The sequence below is a fragment of the Microbispora sp. NPDC046973 genome, from assembly GCF_040644495.1.
Taxonomy (GTDB): Bacteria; Actinomycetota; Actinomycetes; order Streptosporangiales; family Streptosporangiaceae; genus Microbispora.
Map to the genome: position 1 here is coordinate 55,572 of NZ_JBEYWQ010000021.1, position 13,686 is coordinate 69,257.

Below are 13,686 nucleotides of genomic sequence, written 5' to 3' on the forward strand. Positions count from 1 at the left end.
CCCATGAACGAAGCAGGCCTGGCGACCGCCGATGTGGCCATCGGCGCGCCCACTCCCGTCATCTCGATGAAGCCGGTGGTGCTGCCCGCCCCCGGCCGCGGCGAGGACCTGCGCGTATGCGTGTCCGCGCCCGCGACCGGCGACGGACTGCCGGTCATCGTCTTCTCGCACGGCTTCGGGCAGTCGATGGACGGCTACCGCCCGCTGGTCGACTTCTGGACCGCCCACGGCTTCGTGGTGATCCAGCCCACCCATCTCGACTCGCGGACGCTGAACCTTCCTCCCGACGACCCCCGTACGCCGCTGATCTGGCGTTTCCGGGTGGAGGATCTGAAGCGCGTCCTCGACGGGCTCGAGCTTGCCGAGGCCGCCGTGCCCGGCCTGGCCGGACGCCTCGACCCTCGCCGCATCGCCGTGGCCGGGCACTCCTGGGGCGCCCAGTCGGCGAGCATGCTGCTGGGCGCGCGCGTCCTCGGCTCCGGGGGTGAGCCGGGAGAGGACATGTCCGACCCGCGGATCAAAGCGGGCGTGCTGCTCGCCCTCCCCGGCACGGGCGGAGCGGACCTGACTCCGTTCGCGGCCGAGCACTTCCCGTTCATGAACCCGAGCTTCGCGGAGATGACCACACCGGCCCTCCTGGTTGCGGGAGATCGCGACCAGTCCCTGCTGTCGGTCCGGGGGCCGGACTGGTTCACCGACGCGTACTTCCTGAGCCCGGGCGACAAGAGCCTGCTCACCGTGTTCGGGGCGGAGCACTCGCTCGGCGGGATCTCCGGATACACCGTCACGGAGACGACGGACGAAAGCCCCGAGCGGGTCGCCCTGATCCGGCGGCTCACGTGGGCCTACCTGCGCACCGCGCTCGGCCTCGACGCTTCCAGCTGGCCGGCGGCGCGGGCCGCTTCGGCGCAGTCCGCCGAGCCGCTGGGCCGGATCGAATCCCGGTGAATCCCTGACACGCGCACCGCGCCCCTCCACCGGCTCGTCACCGGCGTGAGGGCGCGGTGCGCGGTCAGTAGGGGGACGTCGCGTTGCTCGCGGCCCAGAGCCTCTCGGCGTCGGAGCCCGCCGGGGGCGGCGCGATCCCGTTGATCATCCAGAGGTCCTCGCTGGTCTCGTCGACATGGAACTCCCAGTGCAGCCCTGCGTGCCGTTCGAGGAAGGGCCGCAGCATCCCCTTGATCCACGTGGCGGTGCGGCGCCGGCTCTCCCGATCGGGGTTGCTGCGGGCGATGTGGTCGATGGCGATGCGGACCCCGGCCGAGGTGGGCTCTCCGCCGACATGGAAATCCTCGGGCCTGGTCTCATGGAACAGCGTGACCACGTAGAACCGGGGCAGCCCGACCTGTTCGTAGTGGTCGGCGATGCGAGAGGCGAGCTGGCGTTTCTCCTCGTCGGTGAAGATCCCGGGCGTGTGATGAACGGTCCACAGTGGCATGGCGGTTCGGTGCTCCTTGCGTGCTGAGGTGCGATCTCAACGGGCGGCCGAGAAGGTCAGGTTCTCCACGGGACCGGACAGCGCCGCCTTGACGGCGACGGTGACGTCGTCGGCGAGCACCTCCGCGGCCCCCGACTCCAGGCCGTCGACGATCCGCGCGGCAACCTCGGCCGGAGTCGCCTTCGGCAGCTCGACGGCGGCGACCATATCGGTGTCGATGAACCCTGCGTGCACGCCGACGACCTGGGTGTTCTGCCGCGCCAGTTCGAGCCGGAGCGAGTTCGTGAGGGACCACGCCGCCGCCTTGGACGCCCCGTAGGCGCCGCTGCCGGCCAGCCAGGACAGCACGGAGTGCATGTTGACCAGCGCTCCCCCGCCGTTCGCGGCCAGGATCGGCGCGAACGCCCGAGCCACCCGCAGCGGCCCGAAGACGTTGACGTCGAACGTCGTGGTGACGCGCTCGAAGTCACCCGTGAGCAGCGGAGCCGGCAGCAGGATCCCGGCGTTGTTGAACACGATCTCGGCGTCGGTGGCGACCTCCGCGAGGGCGGCGACCGACGCCGCCGAGCGGACCTCCAGCGCGGCGGCGACCACCCCGGGACGGTCGTCCATGTAGGCCGAGCGCGCGGTCGAGTACACCTTCCGCGCGCCGCGTGCCAGCACCTCGTCGACCAGCGCCGCGCCGAGTCCCCGCCGGCCCCCGGTCACCACGACCACCCTGCCCGCTACCGCGACCACGACATCTCCCCCTGGGTAACGTAATCGTTAGTAAGTGGATCCAATCACGCCATGCTGGATAACGCAAGCGTTAGTTACAATGGCGACGTGGTGATGAAGTTCGAAGAACGGCTGTGCGACCGGGACGCGTGGTCGATCGGCGACGGATGCTCGGCGGCGCGGGTGCTGGACCTGCTCAGCACCAAGACGGTGTTCCTGGTGGTCCGCGAATGCTTCTACGGCACGACGAGGTTCGACGACTTCGTGGCGCGGATCGGGGCCTCGGCGCCCGCGGTGTCGCGGGCGCTCAAACAGCTGAAGGCCGCGGGTATCGTCGCGCCCGTCGTCTATCGGGAGCCGGGCAGCCGGGCCCGCGACGAGTACCGGCTGACCGAGGCCGGCGAGGACCTGCTGCCGGTGTTTCTGTCGCTGATGCAATGGGGTGACAAGCACCTGCAGGAAGGACGCCCGCCCCTGTCGTTCGTCGAGGCAGGCAGCGGCCGTCCGATACAGGTCCGCGTCACCGCCGAGCCGGCGCCGGAGACGATGTGCGACGACATCGAGATCCGGCTGAACCCCGCCTGGCCGCGTGACTAGCGGCGCACCCTGAATCTCAGGTGCAGCACTCCGTCGCCCTGGACGACCACGTGCGGATCCTCCAGCAGATGCTGCCCGTCGACGCCGCCGAAGTAGCGTTTGCCCGACCCGAACACCACCGGCACCACGTCCATCGCCACCTCGTCCACGAGACCGGCCGCGAGGATCTGGCTGCCCACGTCGCCGGCGTTCACGCTGACGATTCGCTCACCCGCCAGCTCCTGCGCCTTGTCGATCGCAGCCGTCACGTCGTCGACGAAGTGGTACGACGCCTCGGGGTGCCAGCCCTCGGGCTTGGGCCGGTGGGACACCACGATCACGTGGTCACCCGCGGGCGGCCGGCCCTCCCAGCCGTTCACCAGGTCGAACAGGTTGCGGCCCATCACGATCGCGCCGATCGCCTCCCATATCGGCCGGACGTACTCCGCCGACGCACGGGAGAGCATGAAGCCGCTGCCGACGCCGGAATGGTCGTACTGCTGCTCGCCGCCTTCGGTGATCGGGGTGTCCCCGTTGAAGTACCAATCGTGGAGTGGCCCGACGCCGTCGTTCTCGTCGGCGATGAACCCGTCCACCGACACCGCGTTGTGCATGATCACTGTGCCCACTGATTCTCCTCGAGCTTCTCGCGCATTCACCCCGATCTTGTCGGTCCCGAGGGCGGCCGGGCTTGTAGAAAATCAATCAGCGGGCATCGGGCCGCTGTCCGGCGGAAACCCCTGCTCGGCGGGGAACCGGCGCCGCAGGGCCAGGTATTGCGTCGGGGTGTGGCCGGTGAAGTCCTTGAACTCCCTGCTGAAGTGGGCCTGGTCGAAGTAGCCCGCCGCATGGGCGAGCTCCGACCAGTCGACCGGACGCAGGGCGTCAACGGACAGGATCAGCCGCGCGAAGCGGTAGATCCGCGCCACCCGCTTCGGGGTGACCCCGACATGAGACTTGAACTGCGTGGCCAGATGATTGCCGCTCACCCCGGCGGCGCCGGCCAGCGCACCGACCGGGACCGCGCCGTGGGAGATCTCCAGACGCCCGCCTGTGTGCCGGACCAGGTCGAGACCGAGCGAGGGTCCCTCGGCGAATCGCGATCGCAGCTCCTCCTCCACCACCCGCAGCGTCTCGGTGGCCGATGCGATGTCGCCGATCCGGTTGCGAATGCGGTCCACCGACCGTCGCCATACGGCGTCGACCGGCACCCATCGGTCCCGCAGCTCGTTCGCCGGCATGCCGACGAACGGCGACAGCCCCCAGGGTTTGAAGTGCACCCCGACCAGCCGCACCCGTGTCGGGTACTCGATGAGGAAACGCCTGGTCCACAGCCCCATGAACCAGCCATCGGTGAACGTCGCCGGCGGCACGGCAGGGTCGCAGTCCCACAGGCGGGCGGGTTCGCCCAGGTTGACGAACAGGTGTGCCGACGGCATCGGCGGGACGTTCATCCGGTGGTGTCGCGGCACCCCGGTCAGGCAGTAGATGTCGTCGATGAACTGGTCGAGCGGCGGCGCGGGCACCCGGCCGACGTATTCCATGGACTCAGTGTGGCCGACGGGGGGTGAGTTCCGCGACAGAGGCCGCCGGCCCTGCCTGCGACTGCCTCTCCGCCTATGTCCCCCGCGATACGGGGCATGTCGAGCATCGGAACGATGTTGCTGCTCGGTCTCGCCGACGGGATGTGCCCGCGCTGCCGGTCTCACCAAGCTCGGCGGGTCATAACGGTCTCCCGCTCCACGCGCGACAGCTTCTCGGGATTGCGCACATGGTAGGCGCCGGTGACGTAGCCGTTCTCCACGCGCACCGCCACCACTCCGTCGATCTCCCCGTCGACCCGTACGAGCAGCCCGGGGCCTCCATTGATCTGAACCAGCTCGACCGACCGCTCTGCGTCGCGTTTCCACCAGCCGACGGCCAGCAGGCGAGCCACGTTGTCGATCCCCACGACGGGCCGCAGCAGGGCGTGCCTGACTCCGCCGCCGTCGCTCAGCGCGACGACATCGGGCGCGAGGACGTCCAGCAAGCTCTGCAACTCCCCGGTTTCGACCGCCCGTTGGAAGGCCTGAAGCGCGGCCTGGGTCTCGGCCGGGGAGGCGATGCCACGGGGCCGGCGGGCGGCGACATGTGCCCGCGCCCGGTAGGCGATCTGGCGTACCGCGTTCGGGCTCTTGCCGACGGCCTCGGCGATCTCGTCGTAGTCCAGGTCGAAGACCTCGCGCAGCACGAACACCGCCCGCTCGGTCGGCGACAGCGTCTCCAGCACCAGCAGCATCGCCATCGAGACGCTGTCGGCCAGCTCGACGTCCTCGGCCACATCGGGTGCGGTCAGCAACGGCTCGGGCAGCCACGGCCCGACGTAGGACTCCCTACGCCGGCCGAGCGCGCGCAGCCGGTCCAGCGCCTGCCGGGTGACGATCCGCACCAGGTAGGCGCGCTCCTCCCGCACGGTGCCGAGATCGACGTCCACCCAGCGCAGCCAGGTCTCCTGCAGGACGTCTTCGGCGTCGGCGGCCGAGCCGAGCATCTCGTAGGCCACGGTGAACAGAAGGTTGCGGTGGGCGACGAACGCCTCCGTGGCCGGGTCCACGGGGTCCACGGAGTCAACGTGGCCGGCACGATCGAGCGGCTCGGCTGGGCCCGCACTTCGTCCGCTCCGCTCGGTCATGCCCCGCCCTTGTTTGTCCGTTCTCAGCACTGCCACACGCACAAGACGTGGGTCCCCACCGCTTTGTAACACCCACGGGAGGTGGCCTATGTCACACGGCCGCGCTGTTACAGGGACCGGGGCACCGGCGTCTCGTGGTCGTCAGGACGCCGCGCGGACGATCCGTACGGCACTACGACGAGTTGAGAGTGAGAAGGGAAGTCTTCCCATGTCCACGCCCACGACGACCGATCGACGGTCACGCATGCCCAACCCCCTCCCCTTCCTCCCCGAGATGGCGGAAGTCGGCGAAGGTCTGCACAAAGCCCTCCAGAACGGCGCGATCCCGCAGACCACCATCCACCTGCTGCAGCTGCGCGCCGGACAGCTCCTCGGCAGCACGTACTTCACCATCAGGGAAACCGGCAACCTCCGCAGGATCGGGGAATCAGAGGAGCGCATCACCGCCGTGGCCACCTGGCGGGACGCCACCTACTTCACCGACGCCGAACGGGTCGCGCTGGAGCTGGTGGAGGCGGTCCTCACCCCGAACCCGGCAGGGGAGCGCGTCCCGGATGAGCTGTACGCCAGGGCGTCGGCGCACTACGACGACCAGGCGATGTGGTCGCTCATCATGGCGATCGCCCACATCGGCTTCTTCACCCCCGCCGCTCTCATCGCCAAGCCGACCCCCGGCATGCCCCCCGGCCAGAACTACAGCGAGTAAGGAAGGCATCCAGCATGAGCATCACCACGTTCGCGGTGGCGGGAGCGACCGGGCGGCTGGGCAGCCACGTCGTCGACGTCCTGACCGAGCGGGGACACCAGGTCGTGCCGATGTCGCGCGCCACCGGCGTGGACATCATCACCGGGCAGGGCCTCGCCGAGGCCCTCACCGGAGTCGAGGTCATCATCGACGTCGCCTCCTGGCACTCCTCCGACCAGGACGCCGCGACGGAGTTCTTCCGTACGTCGGCCCGCAATCTGCACGAGGCCGGCCGGAAGGCGGGGGTCGCCCAGATCGCCGTGGCGTCCATCATCGGCGCCGATAAGGCTACCGCCGGTTTCCTCGCCGCGAAGAAGGTGCACGAGGAGCTCCTCGTGCCCGGCCCGATCCCCGTCCGCATCCTGCGGGCCGCGCAGTTCCACGAGTTCGTCGGTCAGCTCCTGGACTGGCAGCAGGGCGACGTCGCCTACCTCACGGCGCTGCCCACCCAGCTCGTGGCCTGCCGCACCGTGGCCGAGGAACTGGTCGACCTGGCCACCGCCCCCGAGGCCCCAGGAACACCGATCCCCGAGATCGCCGGACCCCGCAAAGAGATCATGGCCGAGGCGGCCCAGCTCCTCGGCGCCCGCCGAGGCATCAAGGTCGTGGGCGTCGACGGGTCCGGCATGCCCGATGCCGAGATCGCCGCCGCGGGCGGGTTTCTCCCCAGCCCGCACGCCAAGCTCGCCGGACCCACCTTCCAGGAGTGGCTCGACACCCAGCCCTGAGCCGACCTTGCCCTTGTTCTCGGAACTCCACCACCCGGGGCCCCGAGAACAAGGGCTTCCGTCGTTCGGGTAGAAGAACCGCTCCAGCTTCGCCTGCGACGGAGCACCCGAGAAGCGGCCGTACGCGGCCACCTCAAACTCAACCGGCAGAGACGCCGAAGGTAGGGCAGCCCCAGCAAGTAGGACGAGCAGAAGATCAAATAGTGAGCTGTGGCCACCCGCTGACGGCCCCGGACTCCTCCCTCTGCCCCCAGGGGAATGGCGTCTGGCACTCGGTTGGGGCGCGATCGTTTGCCGGTGGAGTACTCCGCAGCGTCGCATGATGCCAAGCTCCGCTGACCCGTACACGTGGAAGCGGCTAGCGAGCTTGGAGTACGCCGGCGTCGAGAGGCGTCGCGAACGTCTGCACGTAGTCGATGGCTGTCTGCAGCGCATCTTTCAGTGGAGTGATGTCCCGCGCGACCTGGGCGAGGAGCATGCCGCCCTGGAAGGCGGCAAGGAGCAGATTGGCCAGTTGCGTGGGATTCGCCTCAGCGCTGATGCGGCCGAGTTGCTGCATGCGCTCGATTCCGTCGCGGAAGATGTGCCTCCACTGGTCGAACGCACTCGCGAGCTCGTCGTGAACGTCAAGGTCCGTCTTGATGATCTCGCTCGCCAGGGAGCCGAGGCTGCAGCCTTCCTGGTAGGCGCGCTCGTAGCGGACGTAGAAATCCGCCCACGCCCGGAACGCGTCGAGGTTGTCGAAGCAGGCGAACTGCTCGCCGCGGTGGAACGTGAGAACGCGCTCGGCCTGCCAGGCGATCACGGCCAGGACGAGATCCTCCTTCGTCGGGAAGTAGTGGTTGAGCTGCGACCCGCTGACGCCGGCGGCGCGGCGGAGCTGTTCGTTGTTCGTCGCGTGGACCCCCTTGGTGTAGATGAGCTCCGCGGCGTGCTCCAGGATGCGGGCCCGCGTCGCCTGTCCCTTGTCGGTGAGCTTGTGGGGCTCCCGAGCTCCTGTGGTGGGTTTCATGCTTCAGACGATACCTGGATTGGGCTTGACAGCCCAGTCTTGAGCGGTGTTCACTCGAGAAGTGGGCTGACAAGCCCAAAAAATCTCGAGCGCAACCCGGGTGGCGACGACCACTCGCCGGAGGCTGATTCGCCATGTCACGACTGAACGGTCCCTCTCCTGACGACGTCCCCGACGGGGTGGAGGGCATCCTCGGCAACGTCAGCGCACAGTTCGGCTTCGTCCCGAACATGTTCGCGACTCTCGCGTCGAACCCGACCGTCCTCGACGTCGTCATGACACTGCAGGGCACCTTGAGCCGGGTTCTGGACGCGAAGACGCGGCACACCATCGCGCTCGCCGTGTCGCAAGCGAACGGTTGTGATTACTGCCTGGCGATGCACACGTACGTATCGTCCGAACTCGGTGGCATGTCGAGCGATGACATCGACTTGGCCCGGGCCGGGAGCTCGGTCGATCCCAAGCGCGCCGCGGTCGCTCGTTTCGCCCAGCGGATGGTGGAGAGCCGCGGTCAGGTGAGCGACGCCGACCTGGCGGCTGTGCGAGGTGCCGGGTACACCGACCCGCAGATCCTGGCGATCGTCACGGTGGCGGTGCAGGTCCTGCTGACCAACTTCATCAACAACGTCAACCAGACCGACATCGACATCCCCGCCGTCAGTTCGGTCGGCACGCCGGGATAGAAGAAGCGCTTTACACCCACGCAATGGAGGCGCTCGAACAGGCTTCCAAGGCTCTCGTCGTGGGTGACCTCACCGCCGCGACGGCAGGAATCAGCTTCGAGCGCATCAGCGACCTACTTGCCCGCACGAACTAGCCCCAAATCACGCGAAACCACCGCTCCTCATCCATTCATCGCAAGAAGAAGGCACATCGCCATGAATCTCGACAAGCTCATGAACAAGCACCTCACCAGGTATTTCGACCCCAGCAAGACCATTCCGGAGGAGACCCTTCAGCAGCTGCTGAGGTTCCTTCGCTCCACGCCGTCATCGGTGAACGTACAGCCCAACCACTTCTACGTCCTCGCCACGCGCAAAGGCAAAGAGCGGCTCGCCAGCAACCTCGGCGAACGATTCCAGGACAACGGCGAGAAGATCCTGAACGCGTCGCACACCATCATCCTCACCACCCGGGCAGATGTGCCTGACAGCCACCTCGAGGCGGTGTTCGCGAAGGAGAGGGCCGACGGCCGGTTCCCTGACCCGTCAAAGCAGGAGCTGTGGGAATCGATGACTCGAGACTTCCTCAACCTGCGCAACTACGGCTACAAGGACCTGAACCACTGGATGGAGAAGCAGACCTACATGGCGGTGGGCCTGACCATGATGGCGGCCGCTGAGCTCGGCGTCGAGGCCACGCCGCTGGAAGGGTTCGACCCGGCCAGTGTCGACAAGGCGTTCAAGATCCGCGAGACCGGACACAGCACGACGGTGCTGCTGGCCCTCGGCTACCCCGACCCGGAGAAGGTGTACACCAGCCCGATCTCGCGATTCGACGCCGACCAGCTGTTCACCTTCATCTGAACACCCACCCGGAAACCGAAACCCACAACACATACGAGGAAGGGGACGATCTCAATGAAAGCCATTGTGGTAACCGACCAGGCGGCGGGAACGGCCGGGATGACGCTGACGGAGCGCCCTGAGCCGGTCGCGGCGATCAACGACGTCATCGTTCAGATCCATGCATCGGGCTTCGTCCCGACCGAGATGGAGTGGCCGTCGACCTGGACCGATCGCGCCGACCGTGACAGGACACCGTCGATCCCCGGCCACGAGCTGGCCGGAGTGGTCACCGCCCTCGGCTACGGCACGACGGGGCTGTCGGTCGGGCAGCGGGTGTTCGGCCTCGCCGACTGGTACCGCGACGGCACCCTCGCGGAGTACGTGGCGATCGAAGCACGCAACCTCGCACCGCTGCCCGGCGACGTCGACTTCACCGTAGGCGCATCCCTGCCGATCTCAGGTCTGACCGCGTGGCAGGGGCTGTTCCAGCACGGCCGCCTTCAGGCCGGCCAGACCGTCCTCGCCCATGGCGCAGCCGGGGCGGTCGGGACGATGGTGACCCAGCTCGCACGCGAGGCCGGCGCTTACGTCATCGGCACCGGACGCGCCGCCGACCGTGAGAAGGCACTCGACTTCGGCGCGCATGAGTTCGTCGACCTCGAGAACGACGCGCTGAAAGACGTCGGGGGCGTCGATCTGGTCTTCGATGTCATCGGCGGCGACATTCAGAAGCGGTCCGCCGCCCTGATCAGGGCCGGAGGAACGCTGGTGTCCATCGTCGGCCCGGTCGAGGCGCGGCCCGCTGACGGCCTGGCGGTGGACTTCGTCGTCGAGGCCGATCGCGCCGAGCTGGGTGAGATTGTGCAGCGGGTGCGGGACGGACGGCTGCGGACGAACATCGGTGACGTCGCGAGCTTCGACGATGCCATCAGTGCCCTCAACCCGACCACGCGACGCAGCGGGAAGACAGTCATCCGCGTACGCCCGTAGGGAGCGGATCGCCGCAGTCCGACCGGCGGCTCGAAGCCGCCGTTCGGGGCGGCCATGCGGAAGACACCACCGTGGTCCTTGGCCGGGCGGTCAGGGCACTCGGATCGACAGAGGAGTTGATCACCTTGGACGGACAGGAGCTGCAGAAGATCGCGGGCGACCGCGCTGCGGGACTGCCCGGCGCCGACGTGGAGCATCGTTTCGGCCCCGACTGGCACCTCTACAAAGTGCGCGGCAAGGTCTTCATGCTCATGACCGACATGCCAGGGCGCCCCGTCGTGATCGTGAAAGCCGATCCGGACGACGCCGCAGCCCTGCGTGAGCAGTACGCGGACATCACCCCCGGCTATCACATGGACAAGAGGCACTGGATCACGGTGGAAGGCGGGGGAACCATCGACGAGAAGCTGGTGAAGGAGCTCGTGATCGACTCCTATCGTCTCGTGGTCGGCGGGCTTCCCAAGTCCGAGCAGCCCGTGGATCCGCGCACCTACGGCCGTCGCGCCTGACCTTCGTCATGCCCAGGACGGCCGCAGCCTTGGCACCGCAGAGAGTGCGGCCAACACCCCTCACCCACGACCGTCGGCAGCACACCAGTAGCCACTCATCGTGCGCGATCGATTACATCTTTCCTTCGGCAAGTTAGCATGCTAAGTTATTGCCATGGAACGGAACCTGAGCCTGAACCTGCACGTGCTCACGGCCCGGCTGGACCGGGCGGCCGACCGGATCCTCCGGGCCGAGCACGACATCTCCTACAGCCGCTTCCTGGCGCTGACCCTGGTGGGAGAACTCGGGGCCTCGACGCAGCGGACCCTCGCCGAATACCTCGGCGTGACCGAGCCGTCGGTGAGCCGCATGACCGCCGTCCTCGCGGCCGACGGTCTCCTCGACGTCCAGCCCGACCCCGCCGGGGGCAACCGCCGGCGGCTGAGCCTCACCGACGAGGGAAAGCGGCGGGTGGCCTCGATCCGGCAGGAGTTCGAAGACCGGCTGGCCGCCGTCGTCGCGGCAAGCGGCGTGCCCTACGCCGAGTACGCCGAACACACCGCGCGGCTGCTGGCCACCTTCGACCGGCTGGAGCGGGAGGCGGGCAAATGAGTCCGAACGTCGACACCCCGGCCTTACGTTCGCGCACGGCCGTTTCGGCCGACGGCACGCCGATCGGTTACCAGACCCTGGGCGCGGGCCCCGATCTCCTCGTGGTCGGCGGCAATCTGAGGACCTCTGACGACTACCTGCCGCTGGCCGCCACCCTGGCCCGCTCGTTCACCGTGCACGTCGTCGACCGGCGCGGACGCGGCGCCAGCGGCCCCCAGGGACCTGAGTATTCCCTGGCCAAGGAAGTGGAGGACCTCCGCGCCGTCCAGGCCGCGACCGGGGCCCGCCTGGCCTTCGGGCACAGCTACGGCGGGCTCGTCGTCCTGGAGACCGCACGCTCCTTCCCGCTGTTCGACCGCATCGCGGTCTACGAGCCGGGAGTGCCCTGCTCTCCCGTCCCCACCGCCTGGATGGCCCCCTTCCGGGAACGGCTGGCCGCCGGCGACCACTACGGCGCATTCATCCACTTCATCCAAGGCTCCGGCGGGGCACCGGCCATCATGACCAAACTGCCGCACTGGTACCTGCGCATGGTCTTCCGCATCGCCTTCCGCGGGCCGGCCTGGCACAGGATGCGGCCCCTTCTGGGAGCCTGCCTGGCCGAGCACGAGCAGCTCGCCGCCCAGTACGGCCGGCTTCCCGAGTTCGCCGACGTCACCGCCCCGGTGCTGCTCCTCGTCGGCGGCCGTTCCAAGCCCGAACACCGAGCGGATTTCGCCACGCTCCGCGACACCCTTCCCGACGCCACCCTCACCACCGTCGACGGCCTCGGCCACCTGTCGCCGACCGAGCCGAAATCTGGCCCGGTCGTGGCCGAACGGGCGCTGCCCTTCCTCCTGGGACGATGACGTGGACCCCCGGATCGCCGGCCCGTGCTCACGATCACGGCACCATGCCGTGCACGTCCACGTCGCGGCCGGGCACTCGGCCGTCGGCTGACGGCACCGTGCCCCGGCCGGCCATCATCGCGACGATCACCTGGCCGACCGCGGCGACACACAGCAGAGCGATCGGTGCCTGCCAGCCGGCGCTGACGGTGCGCAGCAGTCCGAAGATCACCGGTCCTGCGGCGGCCAGCAGATAACCGATCGACTGCGCCATTGCCGACAACGCCCCCGCCACGGTCGCGTCCTGGGCGCGCAGGCTGAGGAAGGCCAATGCGAGCACCAGGCAGGCTCCACCGCCCAGCCCGAGGACGACACTCCACAGCAGTGCCCATCCAGGCGTCAGCAGAAGTCCGAGGTAGCCGACGAGCAGGACCACCGAGCTTGTCACCGCCACGGCACGTTGGTCACGCGCCCACCGCAGCGCGGCGGGCACCGCCAGGCTGGTCGACACCGCGACCGCCTGGAACACGAACAGCAGCCATCCCGCTGCTTCCGCACTCACCCCACTGGCTTGGAACACCTGAGGCAACCACGTGACGACGACGTAGAAACCCAGCGACTGCAAGCCCATGAACGCCGTGACCGCCCACGCCAGCGCCGAGTCCCACGGCAGCCGGTGCCTGCGAATCGCTTCCGAGGCCGGGCGCGAAGTCCGCACCTGCGGGAGCCACAGCACGACGGCCGCCAGCGCGAGCACGATCCAGCACCCCAGCGCGGTGTGCCAACCGCCGGGGGCGACCTGGCTCACCGGCACCGCCACCCCGGAAGCCACCGCGGCGACAGCCCCCATCACAGTCGCGTACGCGCTGGTCAGCAGGCCCACTCTCGCAGGGAAGTCGCGCTTGATAAGGCTCGGCAGCAGCACGTTGCCCACGGCGACTCCGGCCCCGATCAGCACGGTTCCCGCGAACAGCCCGATCGCCGCCGGCACCCACCGGATGGCGATCCCGAGGGTCAGCACCACGAGCGCACCCCAAAGGAGCCGTTCGGGTCCCCACCGTGCGGCCAATCGCGGAACCATCGGTGACATCACCGCGAACGCCAGCAGGGGCAGCGTGCTCAGCAGACCCGCCACGGCCGGGGCCAACTCCAGATCGGCCTGCACGCGATCCAGCAACGGCCCGACACCGGTCAAGCTGGGCCGTAGGTTCGCCGCCACCACCAGCAATCCCCACACCAGCAGCGCTCCACCGGAACGCCGTGCCGAACGCCTTGGATGTAGCGAGAACTGGATGAAACGCTCCTTCGACATGGTGTCGACCTCTCGTACATAATGAGGAATGCGGAATCCGGATTCCGCCGAGAGTCTAGGC

Annotated in this window: 17 protein-coding genes; 10 read left to right on the forward strand and 7 right to left on the reverse strand. The window is 68.5% G+C overall.

Features of this window, described 5'->3' with window-relative positions; translation table 11 throughout:
* Positions 1-3 precede the first annotated feature (3 nt).
* Positions 4-948: a chlorophyllase gene (locus ABZ860_RS30935; protein ID WP_357226722.1), complete on the forward strand. Its 945-nt coding sequence runs from the start codon at positions 4-6 to the stop codon at positions 946-948.
* A 64-nt stretch (positions 949-1,012) separates the two neighbouring features.
* Here ABZ860_RS30935 and ABZ860_RS30940 read toward each other — a convergent pair whose 3' ends face one another.
* Together ABZ860_RS30940 and ABZ860_RS30945 are read right to left on the reverse strand one after the other, a co-directional pair.
* The gene (locus ABZ860_RS30940; protein ID WP_357226724.1) at positions 1,013-1,438 is read right to left on the reverse strand and encodes a tautomerase family protein; all 426 of its coding nucleotides are present in this window, start codon (positions 1,436-1,438) and stop codon (positions 1,013-1,015) included.
* A gap of 36 nt (positions 1,439-1,474) precedes the next feature.
* The gene (locus tag ABZ860_RS30945; RefSeq protein ID WP_357226727.1) at positions 1,475-2,176 is read right to left on the reverse strand and encodes an SDR family oxidoreductase; all 702 of its coding nucleotides are present in this window, start codon (positions 2,174-2,176) and stop codon (positions 1,475-1,477) included.
* A 93-nt stretch (positions 2,177-2,269) separates the two neighbouring features.
* Here ABZ860_RS30945 and ABZ860_RS30950 point away from each other — a divergent pair, with 93 nt between their 5' ends.
* Positions 2,270-2,752 (forward strand): helix-turn-helix domain-containing protein, encoded by a 483-nt coding sequence (locus ABZ860_RS30950; RefSeq protein ID WP_357226916.1) that lies wholly within the window; start codon positions 2,270-2,272, stop codon positions 2,750-2,752.
* Here ABZ860_RS30950 and ABZ860_RS30955 read toward each other — a convergent pair.
* The 3 genes from ABZ860_RS30955 to ABZ860_RS30965 form a co-directional block, all read right to left on the reverse strand.
* Positions 2,749-3,360 (reverse strand): dihydrofolate reductase family protein, encoded by a 612-nt coding sequence (locus ABZ860_RS30955; protein WP_357226729.1) that lies wholly within the window; start codon positions 3,358-3,360, stop codon positions 2,749-2,751. The genes ABZ860_RS30950 and ABZ860_RS30955 overlap by 4 nt on opposite strands.
* Before the next feature lie 72 nt (positions 3,361-3,432).
* The gene (locus ABZ860_RS30960; RefSeq protein WP_357226732.1) at positions 3,433-4,275 is read right to left on the reverse strand and encodes a helix-turn-helix domain-containing protein; all 843 of its coding nucleotides are present in this window, start codon (positions 4,273-4,275) and stop codon (positions 3,433-3,435) included.
* Between the two features lie 161 nt (positions 4,276-4,436).
* Positions 4,437-5,333, reverse strand: a complete 897-nt coding sequence (locus ABZ860_RS30965) for an RNA polymerase sigma-70 factor (protein WP_357226734.1) — start codon at positions 5,331-5,333, stop codon at positions 4,437-4,439.
* Between the two features lie 277 nt (positions 5,334-5,610).
* Here ABZ860_RS30965 and ABZ860_RS30970 point away from each other — a divergent pair, with 277 nt between their 5' ends.
* Positions 5,611-6,108 (forward strand): carboxymuconolactone decarboxylase family protein, encoded by a 498-nt coding sequence (locus ABZ860_RS30970; protein ID WP_357226736.1) that lies wholly within the window; start codon positions 5,611-5,613, stop codon positions 6,106-6,108.
* Positions 6,109-6,122: 14 nt separating this feature from the next.
* On the forward strand, positions 6,123-6,875 hold the full coding sequence (locus tag ABZ860_RS30975) for an NAD(P)H-binding protein (RefSeq protein ID WP_357226738.1): 753 nt from the start codon (positions 6,123-6,125) through the stop codon (positions 6,873-6,875).
* 358 nt (positions 6,876-7,233) lie between these two features.
* Here ABZ860_RS30975 and ABZ860_RS30980 read toward each other — a convergent pair whose 3' ends face one another.
* Positions 7,234-7,887 carry a TetR/AcrR family transcriptional regulator gene (locus ABZ860_RS30980; RefSeq protein ID WP_357226740.1) on the reverse strand — a complete coding sequence of 218 codons (654 nt, stop codon included), beginning with the start codon at positions 7,885-7,887 and terminating at the stop codon, positions 7,234-7,236.
* A gap of 134 nt (positions 7,888-8,021) precedes the next feature.
* Between ABZ860_RS30980 and ABZ860_RS30985 the strand changes: the two genes are divergently transcribed.
* The 6 genes from ABZ860_RS30985 to ABZ860_RS31010 all read left to right on the forward strand — a co-directional run bounded on the left by ABZ860_RS30985 (position 8,022) and on the right by ABZ860_RS31010 (position 12,334).
* Entirely contained in the window at positions 8,022-8,570 is a 549-nt protein-coding gene (locus ABZ860_RS30985) for a carboxymuconolactone decarboxylase family protein (RefSeq protein ID WP_357226742.1), read from the forward strand.
* 195 nt (positions 8,571-8,765) lie between these two features.
* Complete coding sequence (locus tag ABZ860_RS30990; protein WP_357226745.1) at positions 8,766-9,413, forward strand: nitroreductase family protein; 648 nt, start codon at positions 8,766-8,768, stop codon at positions 9,411-9,413.
* Between the two features lie 99 nt (positions 9,414-9,512).
* Positions 9,513-10,385, forward strand: coding sequence for an NADP-dependent oxidoreductase (locus tag ABZ860_RS30995; RefSeq protein ID WP_357226747.1), 873 nt, complete (start codon positions 9,513-9,515; stop codon positions 10,383-10,385).
* 125 nt (positions 10,386-10,510) lie between these two features.
* On the forward strand, positions 10,511-10,894 hold the full coding sequence (locus ABZ860_RS31000) for an MmcQ/YjbR family DNA-binding protein (protein WP_357226750.1): 384 nt from the start codon (positions 10,511-10,513) through the stop codon (positions 10,892-10,894).
* Positions 10,895-11,048: 154 nt separating this feature from the next.
* The gene (locus ABZ860_RS31005; protein WP_357226753.1) at positions 11,049-11,486 is read left to right on the forward strand and encodes a MarR family transcriptional regulator; all 438 of its coding nucleotides are present in this window, start codon (positions 11,049-11,051) and stop codon (positions 11,484-11,486) included.
* Positions 11,483-12,334, forward strand: a complete 852-nt coding sequence (locus ABZ860_RS31010) for an alpha/beta hydrolase (protein WP_357226754.1) — start codon at positions 11,483-11,485, stop codon at positions 12,332-12,334. The genes ABZ860_RS31005 and ABZ860_RS31010 overlap by 4 nt, the downstream gene beginning before the upstream one ends.
* Before the next feature lie 34 nt (positions 12,335-12,368).
* Here ABZ860_RS31010 and ABZ860_RS31015 read toward each other — a convergent pair whose 3' ends face one another.
* Positions 12,369-13,625: an MFS transporter gene (locus ABZ860_RS31015; RefSeq protein WP_357226756.1), complete on the reverse strand. Its 1,257-nt coding sequence runs from the start codon at positions 13,623-13,625 to the stop codon at positions 12,369-12,371.
* Positions 13,626-13,686: the final 61 nt, after the last annotated feature.